The 19,013-nt window shown below is 46.1% G+C and carries 28 protein-coding genes; 16 read left to right on the plus strand and 12 right to left on the minus strand.

The features are described from left to right. Positions 1-6: 6 nt before the first annotated feature. The gene (locus tag ACHWTJ_RS09125) at positions 7-1,656 is read right to left on the minus strand and encodes a DUF6044 family protein (RefSeq protein WP_394679507.1); all 1,650 of its coding nucleotides are present in this window, start codon (positions 1,654-1,656) and stop codon (positions 7-9) included. 729 nt (positions 1,657-2,385) lie between these two features. Between ACHWTJ_RS09125 and ACHWTJ_RS09130 the strand changes: the two genes are divergently transcribed. Both ACHWTJ_RS09130 and ACHWTJ_RS09135 read left to right on the plus strand, forming a co-directional pair. After that, positions 2,386-2,781: a hypothetical protein gene (locus ACHWTJ_RS09130; protein ID WP_294746606.1), complete on the plus strand. Its 396-nt coding sequence runs from the start codon at positions 2,386-2,388 to the stop codon at positions 2,779-2,781. Positions 2,782-2,870: 89 nt separating this feature from the next. Beyond that, positions 2,871-3,152 carry a hypothetical protein gene (locus ACHWTJ_RS09135; RefSeq protein WP_294741719.1) on the plus strand — a complete coding sequence of 94 codons (282 nt, stop codon included), beginning with the start codon at positions 2,871-2,873 and terminating at the stop codon, positions 3,150-3,152. Positions 3,153-3,209: 57 nt separating this feature from the next. On the opposite strand, the gene ACHWTJ_RS09140 is transcribed toward ACHWTJ_RS09135, so the two are convergent. Beyond that, positions 3,210-3,392: a hypothetical protein gene (locus ACHWTJ_RS09140; protein ID WP_394679508.1), complete on the minus strand. Its 183-nt coding sequence runs from the start codon at positions 3,390-3,392 to the stop codon at positions 3,210-3,212. Positions 3,393-3,520: 128 nt separating this feature from the next. Next, positions 3,521-4,156 (minus strand): NAD(P)-dependent oxidoreductase, encoded by a 636-nt coding sequence (locus ACHWTJ_RS09145; RefSeq protein WP_394679509.1) that lies wholly within the window; start codon positions 4,154-4,156, stop codon positions 3,521-3,523. Positions 4,157-4,320: 164 nt separating this feature from the next. Between ACHWTJ_RS09145 and ACHWTJ_RS09150 the strand changes: the two genes are divergently transcribed. From ACHWTJ_RS09150 to ACHWTJ_RS09160, 3 genes are all read left to right on the plus strand, one after another. Then, positions 4,321-4,752 carry an Rrf2 family transcriptional regulator gene (locus ACHWTJ_RS09150; RefSeq protein ID WP_294749858.1) on the plus strand — a complete coding sequence of 144 codons (432 nt, stop codon included), beginning with the start codon at positions 4,321-4,323 and terminating at the stop codon, positions 4,750-4,752. Positions 4,753-4,842: 90 nt separating this feature from the next. Next, complete coding sequence (locus ACHWTJ_RS09155) at positions 4,843-5,052, plus strand: helix-turn-helix transcriptional regulator (RefSeq protein WP_394679510.1); 210 nt, start codon at positions 4,843-4,845, stop codon at positions 5,050-5,052. Beyond that, positions 5,045-5,521: a DUF6773 family protein gene (locus ACHWTJ_RS09160; protein ID WP_294741724.1), complete on the plus strand. Its 477-nt coding sequence runs from the start codon at positions 5,045-5,047 to the stop codon at positions 5,519-5,521. Before ACHWTJ_RS09155 ends, ACHWTJ_RS09160 begins: the two co-directional genes overlap by 8 nt. Before the next feature lie 45 nt (positions 5,522-5,566). Here ACHWTJ_RS09160 and ACHWTJ_RS09165 read toward each other — a convergent pair whose 3' ends face one another. From ACHWTJ_RS09165 to arr, 3 genes are all read right to left on the minus strand, one after another. Next, a complete protein-coding gene (locus ACHWTJ_RS09165) occupies positions 5,567-5,743 on the minus strand; it encodes a hypothetical protein (RefSeq protein ID WP_394679511.1) in 177 nt (58 codons plus the stop codon). A 164-nt stretch (positions 5,744-5,907) separates the two neighbouring features. Next, a complete protein-coding gene (locus tag ACHWTJ_RS09170) occupies positions 5,908-6,096 on the minus strand; it encodes a hypothetical protein (RefSeq protein WP_394679512.1) in 189 nt (62 codons plus the stop codon). Between the two features lie 18 nt (positions 6,097-6,114). Next, positions 6,115-6,516: an NAD(+)--rifampin ADP-ribosyltransferase gene (gene arr / locus ACHWTJ_RS09175; RefSeq protein ID WP_294746624.1), complete on the minus strand. Its 402-nt coding sequence runs from the start codon at positions 6,514-6,516 to the stop codon at positions 6,115-6,117. Positions 6,517-6,709: 193 nt separating this feature from the next. On the opposite strand from arr, the gene ACHWTJ_RS09180 reads away from it, so the two are divergent. From ACHWTJ_RS09180 to ACHWTJ_RS09190, 3 genes are all read left to right on the plus strand, one after another. After that, the gene (locus ACHWTJ_RS09180) at positions 6,710-7,240 is read left to right on the plus strand and encodes a hypothetical protein (protein ID WP_294749862.1); all 531 of its coding nucleotides are present in this window, start codon (positions 6,710-6,712) and stop codon (positions 7,238-7,240) included. A gap of 153 nt (positions 7,241-7,393) precedes the next feature. Beyond that, positions 7,394-7,813, plus strand: a complete 420-nt coding sequence (locus ACHWTJ_RS09185; protein WP_294741732.1) for a MarR family winged helix-turn-helix transcriptional regulator — start codon at positions 7,394-7,396, stop codon at positions 7,811-7,813. 19 nt (positions 7,814-7,832) lie between these two features. Next, positions 7,833-8,255: a MarR family winged helix-turn-helix transcriptional regulator gene (locus tag ACHWTJ_RS09190; protein WP_294746630.1), complete on the plus strand. Its 423-nt coding sequence runs from the start codon at positions 7,833-7,835 to the stop codon at positions 8,253-8,255. 105 nt (positions 8,256-8,360) lie between these two features. Here the strand turns inward: ACHWTJ_RS09190 and ACHWTJ_RS09195 are convergent, their stop codons facing one another. The 4 genes from ACHWTJ_RS09195 to ACHWTJ_RS09210 all read right to left on the minus strand — a co-directional run bounded on the left by ACHWTJ_RS09195 (position 8,361) and on the right by ACHWTJ_RS09210 (position 11,722). Continuing rightward, complete coding sequence (locus tag ACHWTJ_RS09195; RefSeq protein ID WP_294741735.1) at positions 8,361-8,864, minus strand: hypothetical protein; 504 nt, start codon at positions 8,862-8,864, stop codon at positions 8,361-8,363. 274 nt (positions 8,865-9,138) lie between these two features. Beyond that, complete coding sequence (locus tag ACHWTJ_RS09200) at positions 9,139-9,930, minus strand: ABC transporter permease (protein ID WP_394679513.1); 792 nt, start codon at positions 9,928-9,930, stop codon at positions 9,139-9,141. Continuing rightward, the gene (locus ACHWTJ_RS09205; protein WP_394679514.1) at positions 9,927-10,721 is read right to left on the minus strand and encodes an ABC transporter permease; all 795 of its coding nucleotides are present in this window, start codon (positions 10,719-10,721) and stop codon (positions 9,927-9,929) included. The genes ACHWTJ_RS09200 and ACHWTJ_RS09205 overlap by 4 nt, the downstream gene beginning before the upstream one ends. Continuing rightward, positions 10,718-11,722 carry an ATP-binding cassette domain-containing protein gene (locus ACHWTJ_RS09210; RefSeq protein ID WP_394679515.1) on the minus strand — a complete coding sequence of 335 codons (1,005 nt, stop codon included), beginning with the start codon at positions 11,720-11,722 and terminating at the stop codon, positions 10,718-10,720. Before ACHWTJ_RS09210 ends, ACHWTJ_RS09205 begins: the two co-directional genes overlap by 4 nt. Before the next feature lie 141 nt (positions 11,723-11,863). On the opposite strand from ACHWTJ_RS09210, the gene ACHWTJ_RS09215 reads away from it, so the two are divergent. From ACHWTJ_RS09215 to ACHWTJ_RS09225, 3 genes are all read left to right on the plus strand, one after another. Then, positions 11,864-12,247 carry a hypothetical protein gene (locus ACHWTJ_RS09215; protein ID WP_394679516.1) on the plus strand — a complete coding sequence of 128 codons (384 nt, stop codon included), beginning with the start codon at positions 11,864-11,866 and terminating at the stop codon, positions 12,245-12,247. 154 nt (positions 12,248-12,401) lie between these two features. Then, the gene (locus tag ACHWTJ_RS09220) at positions 12,402-13,487 is read left to right on the plus strand and encodes a GGDEF domain-containing protein (protein ID WP_294741743.1); all 1,086 of its coding nucleotides are present in this window, start codon (positions 12,402-12,404) and stop codon (positions 13,485-13,487) included. A 59-nt stretch (positions 13,488-13,546) separates the two neighbouring features. Next, positions 13,547-14,158, plus strand: a complete 612-nt coding sequence (locus ACHWTJ_RS09225) for a YdeI family protein (RefSeq protein ID WP_394679517.1) — start codon at positions 13,547-13,549, stop codon at positions 14,156-14,158. On the opposite strand, the gene ACHWTJ_RS09230 is transcribed toward ACHWTJ_RS09225, so the two are convergent. Together ACHWTJ_RS09230 and ACHWTJ_RS09235 are read right to left on the minus strand one after the other, a co-directional pair. Continuing rightward, entirely contained in the window at positions 14,147-15,037 is an 891-nt protein-coding gene (locus tag ACHWTJ_RS09230) for an ATP-binding cassette domain-containing protein (RefSeq protein WP_394679518.1), read from the minus strand. The two genes, ACHWTJ_RS09225 and ACHWTJ_RS09230, sit on opposite strands and share 12 nt — an antisense overlap. Position 15,038: 1 nt before the next feature. Further along, positions 15,039-15,722, minus strand: coding sequence for an ABC transporter permease (locus tag ACHWTJ_RS09235; RefSeq protein WP_394679519.1), 684 nt, complete (start codon positions 15,720-15,722; stop codon positions 15,039-15,041). Between the two features lie 242 nt (positions 15,723-15,964). Here ACHWTJ_RS09235 and ACHWTJ_RS09240 point away from each other — a divergent pair, with 242 nt between their 5' ends. From ACHWTJ_RS09240 to ACHWTJ_RS09260, 5 genes are all read left to right on the plus strand, one after another. Further along, positions 15,965-16,825 (plus strand): alpha/beta fold hydrolase, encoded by an 861-nt coding sequence (locus tag ACHWTJ_RS09240; RefSeq protein ID WP_394679520.1) that lies wholly within the window; start codon positions 15,965-15,967, stop codon positions 16,823-16,825. 43 nt (positions 16,826-16,868) lie between these two features. After that, the gene (locus ACHWTJ_RS09245) at positions 16,869-17,243 is read left to right on the plus strand and encodes a hypothetical protein (RefSeq protein ID WP_394679521.1); all 375 of its coding nucleotides are present in this window, start codon (positions 16,869-16,871) and stop codon (positions 17,241-17,243) included. 89 nt (positions 17,244-17,332) lie between these two features. Beyond that, entirely contained in the window at positions 17,333-17,770 is a 438-nt protein-coding gene (locus ACHWTJ_RS09250) for a MarR family winged helix-turn-helix transcriptional regulator (RefSeq protein ID WP_394679522.1), read from the plus strand. Between the two features lie 48 nt (positions 17,771-17,818). Next, positions 17,819-18,475, plus strand: a complete 657-nt coding sequence (locus tag ACHWTJ_RS09255; protein ID WP_394679523.1) for an SDR family NAD(P)-dependent oxidoreductase — start codon at positions 17,819-17,821, stop codon at positions 18,473-18,475. Next, the gene (locus ACHWTJ_RS09260; RefSeq protein WP_394679524.1) at positions 18,472-19,005 is read left to right on the plus strand and encodes an NAD(P)H-dependent oxidoreductase; all 534 of its coding nucleotides are present in this window, start codon (positions 18,472-18,474) and stop codon (positions 19,003-19,005) included. Before ACHWTJ_RS09255 ends, ACHWTJ_RS09260 begins: the two co-directional genes overlap by 4 nt. Positions 19,006-19,013: the final 8 nt, after the last annotated feature.

The raw sequence follows: 19,013 nt of genomic DNA on the forward strand, positions 1-19,013 counted from the left end.
CTCCTCTTAACGAATCCGATATAGTCGAAGTGTCCATGCCGATTGAGGATCACGAAATGTTTTGATGCGGACGAACCCTTTTTGACGAGCATCTTTGATCGTCACGGCAGAAATCAGATACGATGCCCCCATCCGCTTCATTTGACGTGTATTGAGCTGTAAATCATCAATCGTTTTCGGACGATCAGACGTCATCATGTCATCTTTTCCAAGTGTTGCTGAGAACACATACACGCGGTTTCCCCATGTGTCGTAATAACGACGTAACGTTGGACTTTTATTTAATTCTCCCTCAATGATGCGACGAAACTGCCGCTTATAGGAGAGCGGATAAAAATTGACGTATCCGTCGATCGTCTGCAGTCCATTGTACTGGGCAATCGCTGGATGAAGCCCGAGTGAGGCAACGCGATACGTTGATGTCGGACGATCAATCTCACGTTTGATCGCGTCAAACTGATTTGTCGCATAAAAGGCACGATAGTTCGGTTCGTTCCGATAGATGATTTCCGGATGCCAGAGCAAAAGAACGATGGTTTGTGCCATCAACAGCCGTTTCACCCACCGGCGTTTTACATGAAGCCAGAGCCATTCCAGGGACAAGAAAAAGACACCATACCAAATCATCGGTTGTAAAAAATGAAAGCGCGAGAAGTTGAATGTCCGCAATAGACTGATTTGATCCTTCAGCGGATTCCACCCTATATAAAACCAAGCGGCATACCAGATGGACAATCCAATCAACAGATATGTCAATCGACGAATCCGTCGCGGGAGTTGACCGTTCTGACGCCAAGACAAGATGACGACCACTCCAATCGTCAACAACAGAATCGGTGCTTGCGCAGCTCGGTCATGCGTGTGCCCGAGTACAAGGTGCTTCAGCACCAGCCGCATCGTCGCCAGCAGTCCGTTTCGTCCTTCTTCAAAGTCTTCTCGGCTCGTTGGTTCACTTTCCCATAAAAGTGAGTAGACCAGTCGATATTCAATGAGCAGATAGAGTAGCGTCTGACCGATGAATGCCACCCAAAACAGACGATGGAAGGAGCGCGCACGCACCTCTTTGACGATATGATAGATGGCGAGTACACATAAGAAAAAGCAAATTCCTAAGACAAAGCTGGAATAGAAGGGAACAAGAAAAAGTACAAGCAGACTGACGCGTCGTTTTTGCTGATGCCACAGGTTCCAATATGCCCAAAGCAATAAGGGCATTCCAAGCGTACTGAGCATTCCGGACGGCCAAAACGGTGTCCAGGCAAATAAAATCGCACACCAAACGACGATATATAACGGTAGTCGGTTTCGTCCATAATCTCGCAGTAAGAGGTACATCCCGATGAAAGCAACCAGTCGCGTGACGAGTTGACTGATGACATATGCTGTAAACGGACTAAACCATTCATAGAACCAGATGATGCCTGAAAAGGAACTGACGAACGCGTTGCGAGAGACGACTCCGCTCATCAACCCCGGAACCATCGCTTTCATCCCCGCATGAACGCTATTAGTTTCGATTAACCATTTATACCAAACGACATTTGAATCCAGATTATCGTGGATGCGAACATGACTATCCTGTCCAAGCAGAATCATGGGCACGACATAACAAGCCGACAAAATGAGCCCAATCAAGAACAATTGACGTTCTCGCATGATAATGTCCTTTCCTTTTAGCACGACCGGTCGATGGTATAGTGTTCCTCTCATTTCCTTTGTGTAACCCTATTCCCATAAGATAACATAGTCGATAAAAAATCACGCAACTCTCTACCTTTGTTGTATACTAAAAGTACTAATATATGGAATTGGGTTCATTTTATATGCAGCTAGTGCCTCGCGTATTTCTTTCGACCGTATTGGTCGCACTTTTGTTCAGTTTTGTTTTGATTTCTGTTGTCTTGGATCATTCTTTTTCAAACAATTTCGTCCTAATCAGTTGTGGTATGACGTTAATCTATTTCCTTATTTCCGAAATGTCACGAAAATATCCGGCGTTGTGTCGGTCCCTTTCCGGCTTATTTTTCCGAATCGGACTCAGTTACTGGTTGTTCTCCATGCTATCAGGATCGATAGCAAGTTTTGTTCCGACCGTATCTCGAATGGAACAGCTGATGAATACACACACGGATGCATTTCTTTTACTTTTCGTCAGTGGAATCGTACTTGCTGAAGTCGCCTGTTCTTTTCTGTTTTCAAAACGGTCCCTGCCTTGGATGTCTCAGCTGTACATCCATATCGGAAGCGCTTGTATCCTGAATGGCATGACTTCTGTCTTGACTCCACTGCCCTTAACATTAGTCTTTACTAACGTATGTACCGCATTGACCTATGTACTGATTTCTCGACTGTCTATCATTATAAATACCGGAAAGGAGGAACACCATGATCCGTCTGTCATTTCGACTACTGATGACTAACTGGATTTTTCTGATGCTGTATCAACATCTCCCATCATCACCACGCCTTATGCCCGATACAAACGCCGGCTATTATCAAGGTGTCTTTGAGACATTGTTGTCGTTTGCGATTGTCATCACGGTCGGCGGCATCTTGACCGACGCGATTCGTTACTTCTCTTTCCGTTCACGACCGCTGTCTTTTATAACACACCTCTTCCTGAATCAAGGCATCGCCTTATTAATCGGTGGCGTCCTGTTACTTGTATTCAAAGATTTGTTTCAACCGCTTTGTTTTCAAGCGATTGCGAGTAGCGCTGCTTTCCTCTACTTTTTGATGACACGTTTGACAATACTGTACAAGACGGATTCAATTGTATGAAATCAGCCACTTTCTTACATTTTTGTTAGGTAAGAACGATGTGTTAGGTACTATACTGAATATATCGTTCAGTAAAGGAGACATGTCGCATGTTTCGTCAAAAATCAATTCTATACTTACTCATTTTATTGTCCTTCGGTTTAGCATTCGATACGGTCACAGGGTCGTCTCTCATTCCATTCGTCGAACCCCTTCATCAATTGATCGCCTCACTTGCGTTGACCATCACGACCGCCTGTTTAGCACTGTTCTTTCTGTTCTATCACGGCATTCGTCCGCACCTCGAGTTACTGATCGTCCTCCCTTTTTTGATTTTAACGAGCGGCATCACGTTCTTGTTCGTCTTCTTGAACGCAATGACTGTCATTTAACGTCATTAAAAAGCCCGTCTTCTTCAAGGAGACGGGCTTTTTTCGGCAATATGTAGATCATGGTTTGGCTTGAATCTCCAGCAACGGATCACTTTCACTCGGCCAATTGATTTGTCCTGCGTAATGATCCTCAATCGTAGCGACGGGTTCCGAACGTTCGAACCGGGACGGTTGCGTAGACGATGTACAGACGATCAAGACGGCTAACAGACTGATGATACTAAACATTCTTCGCATCATGAATTATACTCCTTTAGTCGTTTCTATCTTTATTTTAGGCAAACCGTGCCACTTCGCCATCCGTCCTCCGCTGTATTTCCTTCTTTATCCATCAAAAAAGACCGACTAGGTGCGTCGGTCTGCCTTCATCACCCTTGTTCGCCAACGACCGAGAAGCGCTCGTTGAGGTGTTGTTCGTTTTCAAGCTCATCCACTACCGCGATGGCATAGTCCGCGTAACTGATGTAACTTTCCCCTTTTGCGTTCAGAATCATCTGCTCGCCGCCGACTGTATACGTTCCTGTACGTTGACCACTTGGATCAAAGAATCCAGCGGGGCTGAGATACGTCCATATCACGTCTTGCTGTCCTTGCAGTTCGATCAGATTTTTCCCCATGTTCGAAGCTGTTGGATAGTACGCTTCCGGGAAATCCGGTGTTTCCATGACACGTACTGTATGCTCGGCATCGACGAACAGGCTTCCTGCACCACCGACGACGAATAGTCGTGTCTTGCTTCCTGCTAACACGTTGATCAAATGACGCCCGACTTCGATATGCTTCGTTTCCTCACCCGGTGCTGCGTTAAATGCATTGACGATGGCGTCAAATCCGTTCAAATCGTCTTTCGTCAGGGCGAGCACATCACGCTCGAGAATCGTGACGTCTGCGGTTACTTTTGCAGCGTTACGGACGATTGCCGTGACGTCATGTCCGCGTTCGATCGCTTCTTGTACAATCAATTGTCCTGCTTTACCCGTTGCTCCGATGATTCCAATGTTCATGATGATTCCTCCTTTTTGATATGTAACTACTTTGATTACATGTAACCAATATAGTTACAAATAAATCATTTGTCAACATCCTTGTCTTTATTCCCCGTTTCTTGCCAAATGAACGATACGACGTATAATGAGAGAACAATGTTTTTAAAAAGGAGGGTCATCCGTTGGCCATCAGTACACGTTTTTCGGTCGGCATTCATATTCTCTCGTTGATTGCGACCGATGAGAAGATGACATCCGACTTGATTGCCGGCAGCGTCAATACGAATCCGGTCGTCATCCGTAAAATCATGAGCATGTTGAAGAAAGCCGATTTGATCGAGGTCCGTCCGGGTGTCGCCGGTGCACGACTCGCCCGTCCGTTGTCTAGGATCACGCTACTTGACGTTTATCAAGCCGTCGCTGTCGTTCCGGATAAGGAACTGTTCGGTGTCCATGCCGCACCAAATCCAGATTGTCCGGTTGGACGAAACATCCAATCGACGGTCACACCCATCTTCGAGCTCGCACAATCCGCACTTGAGAAGGTACTGGCTCACGTCACACTGGATGATATCGTCAGTGAAATTGAACAAAAAGAAGCATCGTCCTTATAAAGGCGATGCTTTTTTGCAATATATACATTGCATATGTCATCTATATATGACACACTAGCTGAGGGAATATTTGTAAAGGAGTGGATAGATATGTCTACATCGTTGAGTCCGATGAAACAACTTCGCATGCAGCAAGGCTTAACACAAGGTCAACTAGCAGAGAAAGTGCATGTCACACGACAAACGATCGCCTTGATTGAAGCGAATAAATTCAATCCGAGTCTTCGACTTTGTCTAGACATCGCACACGCCCTACAAACAGATTTAAATACGTTATTTTGGGAGGAACAGCATGAATAAGTGGTTAGAATTCTTTGGCATTAAAAAGGAAACGGATGAGCGCGTTCAACAACAGAGTACAAAAGTATTTTTCGAAGCAGGAATCTTTGTCCTCTTCTTAGCTTTACTTGATATCGTCATTCGTGGAGTGGTGTTAGAACGTCCGATTGCAGAGTGGGGATTTAGCTTTTTCATAATTGGAGCATATCTTGTATACGGCATTATTCGCATGGCATTCGCTGGAGTGTACGATCAAGATATTTATGATGAGACGTCCTTTAAGAAGAAAATGAGAAAACATACGTTAGAACATTTGTTGACCAGCCTTTTCTTATCCATCATTACGACGGTTCATGATGGTATGCCACATGATCTAATGGGATGGATGGAGATCCCCGTTAAGTTTTGCTGTGTTTTTTTAGCGATGCAGTTGTTAGAATGGGTCTTGTCTCGTATCTCACTTCGAAAAATCAAAAAAGAACTTCGATAATACATAATAAAACGCATCATCCTGTATAGGACGATGCGTTTTGCATTACATGAACCATTGATACAGGAAATATACTCCACCGAGAACGACAAGCACCGCGAGCATCTCAAGTCCACGCATCCCATCGTTTTGTCCACGGGGTACAGCACTACCAAGACCTTGATCAACACCATCGCGGAGATGATCAAGTGGTTGTTTCTTTTCTTGTTTAAAGCGAGACACTCGAATGACCCCCTTTTAACATATTGTACCATTTCCTATTCACTTTGCAGTGCATTATGCCAAAAAGAATCAATTGTAGTACTTATCTTAAATTCAATTAATTTCTCTATTCATTTCGAAGCAATTTCATGACCCCCATCTTTTCAACGATCAAAACGTCCTTCTCAAAATGTTTCATAGAATGTTTTGATGCCAACAATTGTTTCGACAGGTGGAACGAATGGATCTTCCAAGATTGTGATCGATCGCTCGTCCTCTTGATTCAGGCAGATGGCATGCAAGTGATTGACTAATAATTGATTATTGACGATCACGTTCGCCGGTTGGATCGATTTGAAATCATGTACAGACAAATCTTCTCCCCCGTTCGTTTAGTCAATGATCGTATCCTTCCCTTCTGCGCGTAACCGCTGCAGGGATGTTTTCATCGCCATAATTTCTTCATCTGTATGCCGTTCCCACGACCCGAGCTCAGCGATGATTTTCACAGGTTCCGTCGAACGATACGACCGGGTCGGATTGCCTGGAAACCGTTTGTTTGTCAAGTTTGGATCATCCTCATACGCTCCCAGTGGCTCGACGAGGTAGATACGTTCCGGAGCGTCAGATCGTGCGAGCTCCGCGCCCCACTTCGCCGCATCGAGTGTCGCTGTGAAATAGACATGCTGAAGTGGTTGTTCGCGAAAATTCGACGTATGTCCTGGGATCAACCTATCCCCAATTTTCAAATTGGCTTTCGTACCGTGAAAATAAGGACCTTCGACTGTTCTCATATGCTCGCCTCCTTACTTAGTACTTTCAGTATAGACAGTGGATTTGATCAGATGTAGTCTGTTTCAAAATGAAATTTCAAGGTATACTGGTAGCAAAGGAAGACATTTTTGTCGTCAGATTGTAACTCGTTTTTTGTCTACCTGTCAGGCATGATGGGGTTAGTCATTTTACATAGGAGGTCATCCGTCCAACGTGAAGTTCTTTAAAGCTTTAGCGAAAACCGAAGAGGCTGTCTGGATCCCAGAAGCCGAGTGGCAAACCGTCTGTGAGCAGGAAGGACTGACCATGCCGAGTCATCCGCAGGAGCAAATCGTAGGTCTTGCTTATAATAAACAACGTCAAATCGTTGAAGTCACGCGTAACTTGCGTCCTCCGGCACTCAGTTATTATGTCACGATTCTTGAGCCACCTAACAATCGTTCACTCATTTCCAAACGCTCCTTCCTGACCGTTCTCCATGAACGAACCGAACGAACGTCGAATATCGAATTTGGTACGTTTAGGTTGTTAGAAATCAACGTTCGTGAGGAAGGACTAGGAGAGCGCGGTCTACTTCTCGAATCCTTGATTCATGATATCGAAAAAAAATATACCGCCTACGTCATTCGCGGCGACTATGCTACCATCACTTTGCAAGGTCGCGTTTCCGAGACCTGCTTTACGAAATACGGATTCCAATTAACGGATTCGTACCTCATCCTATCGAACGATGTTCCTTCTTGAGAAGACCTGACTGGATCAGGTCTTTTTCATATGGTTTTTGACGAATGATGGGAAGTGATGGGTTTCCGTTCAAACTAGTAGCACTACATATTTTTAATATGGTATGGTAAAAGTAATTCATCAGCAACACATTCTACATTTAAGAGGTTCCTCATGACAACAACCACAGAGACATATCCCATGACATGCTGGCATACGATTTCGACTTACCATAATCAACAAATCAAGCGCGTCAATGCTTTCTTGAAACATTGGGATTTATCCCATACGAATCTCGAGGTATTACGCTGTTTACACACGACATCATGCACGAGCCAGAAGGAAATCGCCGAACGGATCCAAGTGACCGATGGCACGATTTCACACGGAATCAAGCGACTGTTCGATCGGCAACTGATCACCCGTCAACGAAAATGGAAGACGAACTATCTTCTGTTGACGGAAAAAGGAACAGCCATTCTACAGGAAGTAATGCCCGCCTACGAACGTTTTCAACAAGAACAATTCGCCGCCTTAACGGCTCGACAACAAGAAGAATTAATCCGTTTCTTCGATAAGCTCAATCCCGCATGACAGAAGAGGAGGAAAACATATGACCTTCGCATTCGAATCCTCGATGCAGCACTGGAACGCCATTCAACGGCTCCACGGCCGTTATTCGAAAGAAGTCAACGATGTACTTAAACCAAAAGGTCTCTCGAAGTCACAATTCGATTTATTGATGACTCTGTATCATCAGGAGAGTGCAACGCAAAAATCACTTGAACGAACTCTCGAGCTCTCGAGTGGTGCCATCTCACAAACGGTCAAAAAGTTGCTGGCAGAACACCTCGTCATTCGAAAACGGATCAACCGGGAAAAGCGGATTCTCTTGACGAAGGATGGTACAGCGCTGATTCAAAAATCGGCTCCTGAAATCGAAGAAATCGACGACCGGTATTTCCGTGCCTTTACATCGAAAGACCACGAAACGTTCGATCAGTTGTTGCATAAGATGCAAAGCGATCATTTTTGAGTAGTTGTGATTGCAAAATTAAAGAGTCCTTCTCTTTTCTGAAAGTACAGTAAAGAGAAGGACTCTTTTTGTATTTCGTTAGTAAAAATCATATCATACGATTTATTAATCCGACTCAGACGTTTGCCAGTCTTCTCGCGTCCACCAGGCGATCAAACTTCCTATCAACAAGACACTTGCCCAGTAAATCAAAAAAGTATTTCCGTTAAAGAATTGACTATTCATATAGGGCGAAAAAACCGTCGTAATACTCGTTAAATAATCACCATCGGTCGTTCCACGATCTGCAATGACTTGTTGTTTGACCAACAGTTGATACTGCGTAAACTGTTCAATTTGATAAATGATGCCACACACGAGATAGATCATCGTGCTGATCGATAAACCGATTAAAGACAAAACACGAAGCTGCGACTCCCTCACCCATTGCAATACGAGAACGATTCCCATCGGAAAAAGTAATAGAAGAAGTAAGAGCGATACAAAACCTAGATTCCCATTCCCGCTAATTTGTTGCGGATAGACTTGCATCGCGCGACCAAAAGATACGAGAAGTCCACTAAATATGCTCAAAGCGACTATTAATCGTTCTGTCCTTACGACTCTCATCTCACTACACCTCTTTTTAGTTAGAATTCGTATTTGATACAGTGTTTGCTTTAATTATACAAAATCGAGATACTCGGAATTTCCTTTTTTAGGAATTAAGGCAATGCGTTATTCTCTCTTATTTTAAGATTATTTTTAGGTTGCCACGATTTGCATTACGCAGTTAATGTCGAACAGCATTGCACCGCTTTGTGTTTTTGTATCAACCCTCAGGCACGATGACACGTCAAAAAAACCTTGAAGCACTTCATGCATGCTCCAAGGCTTTCATTCATCATGAGCCGGTACTCGCAAATGCCTTCAGTCCGAACAACCAGAACCGATAGGCGATTAAACAGGCAATGATTGCGACGAGTGGTGTCGCGATCGCCATAGCTCCATACCCTCTTCCGCCAAAGAAATACATCGCCGGATAAAAGGCAGTAAAGCCGAATGGGATGATGTAGGTCAAGATGAACATCAAGACCTTCGAATAGATCGTCATCGGGTAACGAGCGAAATCACTCAAACTGAAGACTGCTGAGACGACCGGTAAACTGTCGACCATCCAGAACGAGAACGTCGCGAAAAACAGGTTGATCGCGATATAGAGCAAACCGCTCGAAAGAACAAGTACGATCAACATCAAAACATCACCGAAGCTCCAGATCATGTCGAGGTGATCGGAAGCAACATAGAGCACCCCACCACCAATCAACAGTTGACCGAACCCGTCTTGTTGGACGCGCTCGGCGATGATTTGAAACAACGGATTGACCGGGCGCATCAACAACCGATCCAGATTCCCGGTCCGGATGTACTGCCAGCCGATCGTCCACAAATTATCAAAGAAGATATGGTGTAAGGCTCGTCCTAAAAAGGCAATCCCGTAAATGAATAGGATCTCGTAAAAGTCCCAGCCGTTTAGCGTCTCGATATGCTGAAAGACGACCGATAGGAAAAAGAGTGAGGCGAACTGTTGACCAAAGACCGACAAGACACCGATCAGGAAATCGATCCGGTATTCCATCATGACCTTAAAATGACTTTTGGCATACAGCCAGTAGAGTTTTATGTATCGTTTCATCCACCGAACACCGTCACTTTCCGGATCGCGAGCGCGAACGTGATTCGCAAGATGACGAAGAATCCAATCATCCAACCAATTTGAACAAGTAACGCTTGCAGGATGCCGCTTGCTGCGATCTCTCCCGTATAGATCGCGACCGGGACGTAGACGAGTGAAGCGAATGGTAAGTACAGACTAATCGTCTGAAACCAGTCCGGGAATAGCGTCAACGGGACGATCGCACCGGACATGATCGTGATGACGGCGTCCTGTAGGACGGATAGTCCCCAAATGTTAACGGTATAGAACGCAAAGATGCCGACGAGCAGATCAATCAATGTCGCGAGCAACACGGCACAAAGGACACTACCGACGAAGGCGATGCCTGCCAACCACGACTGTGGTCGATCCACCCCGATGAACAAGATTGAGACGAGGACGAGTGGTAGGATCGAGCGGAACAAGATCGAGACTTTTGAGCCGATATCTTGAGCGAGTAACTTATCGAGCAAGTGATACGGTCGCAGTAACTCGATTGCGATTGCCCCTTGTTTGATCATTCGGGCAAGATCGCGTCCGGCACCCCCGCGGAACTGATCGATCATCGTCGCAAGCACCGCATACGTCAGCATCGTCGACAGTGAGATACCGGAGACATCGGTCTTATTGGCATACACGGCTTGCCAGAAGAAATAGAGAATGAACAAGCGCATCGTCACACTGAACATGCTTGCCCAGTACCAGGCTGTGTAGGCGAGATCGACTTTGATTTGGGACCGCATCAATGCGGTATATTTACGAATTTTCATGCGCTGATCCCCGCTTGATAGAGCTTGCGGATTAACGTCTCCATCTTCGGGGCGGACACGGAGACGTCTCGAATGGCGTACAACGAAACGATTTCCTTGATGACTTGACCGCTTGACAGTTCTCGGTCGTCAAAGGCGAGCTCGTACGTCAGCTCATCCGTCTCAAACACAATCACACGATTGATCAACGCCGTCGGTAAAACAAACGATACCGGTTCTTCGAGCGTAATTCGAAGTGTCCGCTCGTGACTGAATGATGCTTTTAACTGATCGATCGTATCGTCATAGATGATTTTGCCGTCGTCGAGGACGATCACCCGGTCACAGACTTCCTCGATGTCCTGCATGTCGTGCGTCGTCAAGATGACGGTTGTTCCCCAGCGATCACTCATCTCGCGGATAAAATGACGAATCGTCTCCTTGATCTCGATATCAAGTCCAATCGTTGGTTCGTCGAGATAGACAACTTTTGGTCGATGCAGAAAGGCTGCGGCTAATTCACAGCGCATCTTTTGTCCGAGCGACAGTTGTCGGACTGGTACGTCTAGGAGCGGTGCGAGATCAAGCTTCTCCCGAAACCACGTGAGTGTCTCGGCAAACTCTGACGTCGGCACTTGATAGATTTCCTTCAACAGCTCAAACGATTCTTGGACCGGAATGTCCCAGAACAGTTGCGTCCGCTGACCGAAGACGGCTCCGATTTGTGACGCGTTCTTGACGCGATTGGCGTGTGGATCAAGTCCGAACACCCGGACGTTCCCCGCGTCCGGACGTAAGACTCCAGCGAGCATCTTGATCGTCGTCGATTTCCCGGCACCGTTGAAACCGATGTAGCCGACCCGTTCTCCAGCTTCAATCGTCAAATCAATCGCTTTGACCGCCTCTTTCGTCCGGTATGTCCTGCGAAAGAGTGCTTTGATCGCCCCGCGCAGTCCCGGTTCCCGTTGAAGGATTTGATAGTGTTTCGTCAGTCCTGTTGCTTTAACGGCATATGGTTGCATGTATTCTCCCCCTTTTTGTGCAAACGCTTTCCGAAAATGTAGTATACCAGATAAATCCAAGATTCTTCCAATACTTTTAAAAATTTTTCTCGATATTCTGACGTAGTCGCGTAATAATAGAGAAAAAGGAGTGGTCTGACCATGCTATTACGTCACATGACACACCGGCATCACATGAAATCAATCGTGACGCGCGGTGGGTTGTCACCGACATTCCAAATCGATGCACCTACAGGCTGGATCGCCTTTGAGGTCGATCCTCCAAGCGAAGTGTATCAAACGCACTTTCATCAATTGAAGAGTGATTGGCAGGATGGAGATGTCGTCACCCTCGAATTCGACGGGGAGCGGATGCAAGCGGCAGGGTTCGAGATTCTGCAATCATCAGAAGACGTCCGCAATCAACAGGCAGAGAGATTAGGAGTATCGATCGAGGAAATCGGCTCGTATGCATTCGTTCGTAATTTCGTCTCACTTGATTATCTCGTCGAATCATCGCGTGAGAAAATCTCCGAGTATTATTGATTCTGTATAAGAAATTTGATTTTTTTGAAAGATACGGAAATCAAGATATTTTCATACATCTTTAGGGTATCGTTGATTGTACAGAATAAATATTTACTTTATTAAACAGTTTGTTTTAGTTATTTTTCAGAACCCATTCGAGAGGAACACGAACATGTGGAATACACTGAACCATCTTATCCTCAATGTCGCTCTGACCTTTTTCTTCGTGCTCATCTCTCTGTTCTTTTTTAAGCGATTTCAGTTTCGAAACACGTTCGACAGCTGGCTGAAGAAAAATCTGTTAGTACTGATTCTTGCGACAGGTGCCGGCTACTGGGTCATCCACAATGCCATCACCTTTGAAGGATTTCAATTCGACTTATCGATCACCTTGGTTGTCATCGCCTTCATCTATGGAGGCATCAGTAGCGGCTTCATCACGACCCTCGTCTTTGCTTCCCTTGAACTGTTCATTTTTGATTCCGCTCATGCCTATTGGCTTGTTGGTACGTATCTTACCGTCAGCATCGTCGTCTTATACTTACAAAATGAAGCTCCGGATCGATTCATCTCGTTTCCAATCATCTTTACGATTGCACTCATTCTCTGTTTACCGTACGTCCATCATGTCCGACCGAATGACGTGACGGCGATGACGATCTTTCTCGTCGGAAATGGCTGCGCCGGTTTCCTGCTGCATAGCATCTTGCATCAAGTCCGTTGGCACTTCAATCAAGTTCGGATGCATCGGCGTCTCGCCTTGACGGATACGTTGACAGGGCTTGATAATCGACGCCGTTTAGAAGAGACGGTCCAACGTTATAAATCACAACAGATAGACTTTTCGATCATGATCATCGATGTCGATCATTTCAAACAGGTCAATGATACTTACGGTCATGATCGCGGTGATCATATTTTACGGCAAATCAGCTCTTTGCTTGCATCCTATTGTCCCCCAACTTGTGTGCTCGGACGATTCGGCGGAGAAGAGTTCATGATGCTGTTACCGGAGCATTCGTTGCCAGAGACGCGTCGACTCGCGGAACAAATCTGTGAAGCCAGTGCGAAACGGACGTATGAGTTATCAGCGACGTTACCGCTGCAAGTGACGTTATCGATCGGAGTGTCTCGCCAAACTCATCAACCGTCTGAGACTCATAACTTTCTGCAGACGATCCAGCAGGCAGACGCTGCCCTCTATCAAGCGAAAAAGAGTGGTCGGAATTGTGTCTTTCATCATGACCCATTGCGTTAAAAAAGTGCCCCCTTGCGTGACGATGAGGGGGCACTGCTATCTGAAATGGAGGAACGAACGTGGAAATCACGAATGTCTTACGCTTTACCGATCGCGATGGCTTTCGACAGTGGTTGACGAAACACGCAGATCACGCGGCCTTTTGTTGGGTGATTCTCAGTCGAAAACAAATCGGGGACGGTTTACTTTATCTCGATGCCGTCGAAGAGGCACTTTGCTTTGGCTGGATTGATGGAATTGCAAAGAAGACCGAAAACGGCGAACTGGCGCAACGATTCACCCCGCGTCGAAAAAACAGTAACTGGACCGAACTGAACAAGGAACGAGTCCGTCGCTTAGAGCGCCTCGGCTTGATGCAACCGTCCGGACGACAGGCTCTACCAGACATGCGTGCTGATGCGTTCGTCATTGATGACACGATCCAAGCGCGCCTACAAGAAGACCCGGTCGTTTATGAACAGTTTAATGACTTCCCGGAGCTCTATCGACGCATCCGGATCGATACGATTCAAAGTGTACGCAAGGATCCCGTTCTCTATGAAAAACGTCTGCAGACGTTGATTGAAAAAACGAAACGGAATCAGATGTACGGTCAGTGGAATGACGGGGGGCGTCTTTTACTCGAAGATGTTCCGGAGACAGAATCAGAGGCTAGTCGGTCAGACCGCTAAGAAAATCTCTTCTAATGATTGACGTTCGATCTGCACCTCGTAGACTTTGACGTCTTGTTTCGCAAGCATGACGAGTAACTCTGGAATATCCTCTTCCGTCGATAAATCAAGCTGTGTACAGTCATCGGTTTGCGACAAAAGTCGAACATATGCTGGCAAATGCGATGGTTCTAATCGCGGAACAGTCCGAATACGGATTTGAATCTCCTGCCTCATTGATTCTTGTAAGGACGCAACGGTTCCGAAGCGGACGATTCTTCCCTCCGCCATGATGGCGACACGATCACACATCTTTTCGATCTCATTCAAGTTATGCGAGGTTAAGAAGATCGTTTTTCCTTCCGCTTTTAATGCAAGCAACAATCGCTGGATATCAATCGCCGATTCTGGATCAAGACCGGACGTCGGTTCATCTAAAAAAAGTAATTCCGGATTTCCGGTGAGCGCTTGTGCGATACTGATCTTTTTCTTCATCCCGAACGAGAAGCTCCCGATCTTTTGTCGCTCCGTTCCGCTTAATCCGACTTGTTCAAGCAATCGTCCAATTTCTCGCTTCGTGATGCGAACTCCTGATAATCCTGCCATATAGTTAAGAAACGCACGTGCCGTCATATCATGATACAGATTTGATGTATCCGGCATGACCCCAATCCGTTGTTTGATGGCATCTAGTCGATCAGCGGATTCACCGAGAAGTGCGACAGTTCCGCCTGTCGCTTGTGTAATCCCGGTCATAATTTGAATGAACGTCGATTTCCCAGCGCCATTACGACCTAAAAAACCAAAGATTTCTCCTCGTTCGACCGTCAAATTCACCTCTCGTAAGACTTCCTTCGCACCGAACGATTTCTTCAACCCTTTTACTTCAATCGCTTTCATGTTACAAATCCTTTCGCTTTAACGTGAGATAGGAGATCGTCAAAAACAATCCACTCCATAAAACAGGTAACAGTAGAAGCGTCCCAGACATGATGACAGCGTGGTATGGCAAGATGTATTGAAACGGTATTAGATACCATTTTTCCGAGAACGCTGACCAGAGACCGATGATCGGTACGACGATCCCGAGAAAAATACCGAGAAACATCGTCAAACTAGGCTTCGCTATCATCGTTGATAAAAAGATGTTGAAACTGGTGATATATAGGATGACGATCAGAACCGTCAGATAATCGATCCAGAACCATTGCTGTGCGTAAAGTGAGACGATGAGGAAATTGATCGTTAGCGTCGCGCACCAAAACAACAACGATCCGAGAAACTTCTCTACAATGATTCGCAGACGCGACGTCTTCGTGACCAGTAAACGAATCGTCCGCGTCTCGATTTCACGATTGATGATGTCGTGTGATAACGCAGCCACGAATAGAAATCCGAAGAACAGGATGAAGAACTTAATGCTTGAAGTATAAGCCGACGGTTGATTAACGCCAGCAAGCAGTTCCGGATGCCTCGTCAAATACGATGCTGTGAAGACGGACGTGATTGTCAGAAAAAGAATCAACAAAATCGCTTTGACGCTTTTGAAGCTGCTCGTGAATTCTTGTTTTACGATTGGAAACATGACGGACTCCTTCGGATATATTTTTGATTAACGCAAGCGTTCTTTTACTTTCGTGACAAGGACACCGAGTCCATATAAGATGGCGACTGTTAAGAGTATCGTGATGATGGTTTCCATGATAATTCTCCTTTACGCTTTTGACGTGTCCTCTATCTCTACGTTACTCTTTTAAAAAAGTTTCCTTATTTTTCAATTCCCAACATTCTCCTCATGGTACAGTAAAAGAAAAAAAGAGACGGCAAATGAAACGTTATACGATCACCTGTCAGCAACAATCCGTCTACATTACGGAATGGGGAAACGAACAGCTTCCGACGATCGTCTGCTTCCATGGACTCGGCAGTACGAGTCTCAGCTTCATCGAAATCGCCGAAGCGCTCGCGGACGAATTCCGTCTGATTGCGATTGATTTACCCGGTCACGGCAAAACACCAGCTTTCTCAGATCCCCTACACTATCGCATGAAACCCTTTACGGACTGGATCGACGAAGTCTTACACATCCTTGATATCAAGCGGTTCTATGCCTTGTCGCACTCGTGGGGCAGTGTTCTCTCGCTTTATTATTTGATTGAACATGCGGACCGTGTGCTTGGCACGATCCTGATTGACGGCGGCTATCACAGTAAACGGCTCTACGGTCTTTCCGTAGAGGAAGAAGTGGCTTTTTATAAACAAGACTTCGAGGATTCCGTTTCGACATGGGACGAATTTTTGGACATTGCCGTTTATGCCCCAAACGCCCGTCGCTCCCCGTCTCTTGATCAAGCCGGAGCCGATCTCCTTCGGATGGAGGAAGGACGATTCCACTGGCATGCCCGAGGAGAGACGGCTGCTGCAATCGTACGTGCACTTCACCACGAGGATGTTCTTGATTTTCTACCGGACGTTCCACCAACGGATATTCAGTTGTACGTCGCTACGTTACCGACAGATCAAGCATCGATCCGTCAGCAGGCGACGAACCGATTACATGAGATGACGCAAGCGACGGTCCATTTTGTCCCGGAGACAGGACATCTATTACACTGGGATAGCCCTGACGTCATCATCGAAGCGATTCGTCACTACTGGACGTCCGGAAAAAGATTGTCTTCTATTTGAAAAATGGTTTATTATGGAATCGGAATAAAAAGGAGGGGTTCATATGTTAAAACGGTTAACGTTCGTTTGTGTGACCTTATGCATCGCGATCGTCGCTACCCTTATCGCTGCACGCCACTCAACTGGAAACACCATTTCGTTTGAAGAGCCGTTATCGGTTTACCTCGCGATTGGACTAATTGTCTTCTTATTCTTACCACCGCTCGTCCTATCATTTTTCGAACATCCTGTCCTGAAGATCATCAATATCGTCTATCAATCCTTGATCGTCTTCAGCTTCGTCGGACTGATCCCCGTCGGCTTCTTGATTCCGAACGGATCCTCGACGATCATCGTCGCTGTTTTTGGAACAGTCGCAAGTCTTGCTAGTGTGATCGTCGCTACGCGGAGTACGACGTTCCAACCTGTCTTAAAGTGAATCGACTACCTGAGCAGGATGTCTCTCTTGACATCCTGCTTTTATCGCTTTAAGTTGTATATACAAACGTTATGGAAGGAGCATGTTTCATGTCATTGAATCAGGAAGAGGAAGACTTATTGACCTACTGTCTCTATTTCACATCGAGCCGCTTTGCCCGTAATCTCGCAAAATTGGCTGATCAAGCCATCGATGGTGAGCTCGCACCCTCTTATTACTACATGATGCTCGTCGTCCATTTCCATCCGGACATCACACAAAAGGAATTAAGTCAGCGCTTATCACTCGCCCCCTCAACAAGCACACGGTTCTTAGACAAACTCGAAGCACTCGGATGGATTCATCGTACGTCACGCGGGAAACAATCTCACGTCCGCTTGACGGCAGAGGGGGAAGAAGTATACAGCTCGTTTCGTCAATCGTTGAAGCAGTTATTCGCTGATTATGCGGTGATTCTTGGCAAGGACGAGAGTAAGCAACTGAGTAAATCTCTTCGGGAAGCAAATGAAAAACTTGAGCGTGCTTGAGTTTTTTTACCCTAACGTTTGTATATACAACTATTAAGGAGTGTTTTCATGACTACACAACAGACCATAGTAATCATTGGCGCCGGTCCCGGAATCGGATATCATACGGCACTTCGTTTCGCACAGGACGGCTATCGCGTCGCACTGATGGCGCGGGATGAACAACGTCTTCAATCACTCGTCACTCGCCTGACAGATCAAGGATACGATGCGACCGCTCATGTCGCGGATGTACGAACTACCGTCTCGCTTGCGGCGCAATTTGAAGTCATTAAACGAATTCATGGCTCGATCGATGTCCTGCTTTATAACGCCCTAGCTAACACACCAGGACGTCCGACAACGTTACAAGCAGAAGATCTACGCGCCGACTTCGACACTAACGTCATCGGTGCACTCAACAGCGTTAATGAGGCACTCCCGTACTTATCACCTGACGCATCAATCCTGCTGACAGGTGGTGGACTTGCCCTCTCACCTGTTGCCGACGTCGCTTCTTTATCGCTCGGTAAGGCGGCACTTCGAAATCTCGCGTATAGCTTGCATGACGAGTTGAAGGAACAATCGATCCATGTCGGAACGTTGACGATTGCCGGTTTCGTCGAAGAAGACACCTACTTTGCACCACAGTATATTGCGCAAGCCTTACATGAGCTGCGCCAAGAACGAACAATCGAACGTATTTACAAGGAGGAACAACAATGAAGACACTCGTTATCGTCGCCCATCCGGATCTAACAAACTCTCGTATCAATCGAACGTGGATGCACGCGTTTCAACAGCAAGAAAACGTGACGGTCCATGATCTGTACACCACCTATCCTGATTTTAAGATTGATGTAAAACGGGAACAGGAATTATTGATGGAGCATGACCGGATCGTACTCCAGTTTCCGTTTTATTGGTATAGTAGCCCTGCTTTACTCAAGTTATGGCAAGACGAGGTACTTGCTTACGGCTGGGCTTATGGTCAAGCTGGTACACGATTGCATGGGAAGGAACTGTTACTCGCTTTTTCAACGGGCGGTCCAGCGGAAGCTTACCAGCCGTCGGGTTTAAATCGCTTCACGTTTGATCAATTGACGACACCGTTTCAAGCGATGGCGAATTTGACGGGGATGACGTTTTTACCCCCGTACATTTTGTCCGGCGTCCGCACCTTATCCGATGAAGCATTAGCATTGGCAACGGCATCTCTCATCGAACATTCACTTCAAGTTCCCATCCGAAAGTGAGGTCTCAC

The sequence above is a fragment of the uncultured Exiguobacterium sp. genome (genome assembly GCF_964277885.1).
Lineage (GTDB): Bacteria > Bacillota > Bacilli > Exiguobacteriales > Exiguobacteriaceae > Exiguobacterium_A.

Excerpts from the sequence above, each read along its gene's own strand:
- ACHWTJ_RS09185 (WP_294741732.1), top strand. The coding sequence starts at position 7,394 with ATGACAACAACCACAGAGACATATCCCATGACATGCTGGCATACGATT.
- ACHWTJ_RS09220 (WP_294741743.1), top strand. The coding sequence starts at position 12,402 with ATGTGGAATACACTGAACCATCTTATCCTCAATGTCGCTCTGACCTTT.
- ACHWTJ_RS09190 (WP_294746630.1), top strand. The coding sequence starts at position 7,833 with ATGACCTTCGCATTCGAATCCTCGATGCAGCACTGGAACGCCATTCAA.
- ACHWTJ_RS09235 (WP_394679519.1), bottom strand. The coding sequence starts at position 15,722 with ATGTTTCCAATCGTAAAACAAGAATTCACGAGCAGCTTCAAAAGCGTC.
- ACHWTJ_RS09215 (WP_394679516.1), top strand. The coding sequence starts at position 11,864 with ATGCTATTACGTCACATGACACACCGGCATCACATGAAATCAATCGTG.
- ACHWTJ_RS09210 (WP_394679515.1), bottom strand. The coding sequence starts at position 11,722 with ATGCAACCATATGCCGTTAAAGCAACAGGACTGACGAAACACTATCAA.
- ACHWTJ_RS09130 (WP_294746606.1), top strand. The coding sequence starts at position 2,386 with ATGATCCGTCTGTCATTTCGACTACTGATGACTAACTGGATTTTTCTG.
- ACHWTJ_RS09240 (WP_394679520.1), top strand. The coding sequence starts at position 15,965 with ATGAAACGTTATACGATCACCTGTCAGCAACAATCCGTCTACATTACG.
- arr (WP_294746624.1), bottom strand. The coding sequence starts at position 6,516 with ATGAGAACAGTCGAAGGTCCTTATTTTCACGGTACGAAAGCCAATTTG.
- ACHWTJ_RS09255 (WP_394679523.1), top strand. The coding sequence starts at position 17,819 with ATGACTACACAACAGACCATAGTAATCATTGGCGCCGGTCCCGGAATC.
- ACHWTJ_RS09260 (WP_394679524.1), top strand. The coding sequence starts at position 18,472 with ATGAAGACACTCGTTATCGTCGCCCATCCGGATCTAACAAACTCTCGT.
- ACHWTJ_RS09250 (WP_394679522.1), top strand. The coding sequence starts at position 17,333 with ATGTCATTGAATCAGGAAGAGGAAGACTTATTGACCTACTGTCTCTAT.
- ACHWTJ_RS09125 (WP_394679507.1), bottom strand. The coding sequence starts at position 1,656 with ATGCGAGAACGTCAATTGTTCTTGATTGGGCTCATTTTGTCGGCTTGT.
- ACHWTJ_RS09140 (WP_394679508.1), bottom strand. The coding sequence starts at position 3,392 with ATGATGCGAAGAATGTTTAGTATCATCAGTCTGTTAGCCGTCTTGATC.
- ACHWTJ_RS09155 (WP_394679510.1), top strand. The coding sequence starts at position 4,843 with ATGTCTACATCGTTGAGTCCGATGAAACAACTTCGCATGCAGCAAGGC.
- ACHWTJ_RS09195 (WP_294741735.1), bottom strand. The coding sequence starts at position 8,864 with ATGAGAGTCGTAAGGACAGAACGATTAATAGTCGCTTTGAGCATATTT.
- ACHWTJ_RS09160 (WP_294741724.1), top strand. The coding sequence starts at position 5,045 with ATGAATAAGTGGTTAGAATTCTTTGGCATTAAAAAGGAAACGGATGAG.
- ACHWTJ_RS09205 (WP_394679514.1), bottom strand. The coding sequence starts at position 10,721 with ATGAAAATTCGTAAATATACCGCATTGATGCGGTCCCAAATCAAAGTC.
- ACHWTJ_RS09145 (WP_394679509.1), bottom strand. The coding sequence starts at position 4,156 with ATGAACATTGGAATCATCGGAGCAACGGGTAAAGCAGGACAATTGATT.
- ACHWTJ_RS09245 (WP_394679521.1), top strand. The coding sequence starts at position 16,869 with ATGTTAAAACGGTTAACGTTCGTTTGTGTGACCTTATGCATCGCGATC.
- ACHWTJ_RS09135 (WP_294741719.1), top strand. The coding sequence starts at position 2,871 with ATGTTTCGTCAAAAATCAATTCTATACTTACTCATTTTATTGTCCTTC.
- ACHWTJ_RS09200 (WP_394679513.1), bottom strand. The coding sequence starts at position 9,930 with ATGAAACGATACATAAAACTCTACTGGCTGTATGCCAAAAGTCATTTT.
- ACHWTJ_RS09230 (WP_394679518.1), bottom strand. The coding sequence starts at position 15,037 with ATGAAAGCGATTGAAGTAAAAGGGTTGAAGAAATCGTTCGGTGCGAAG.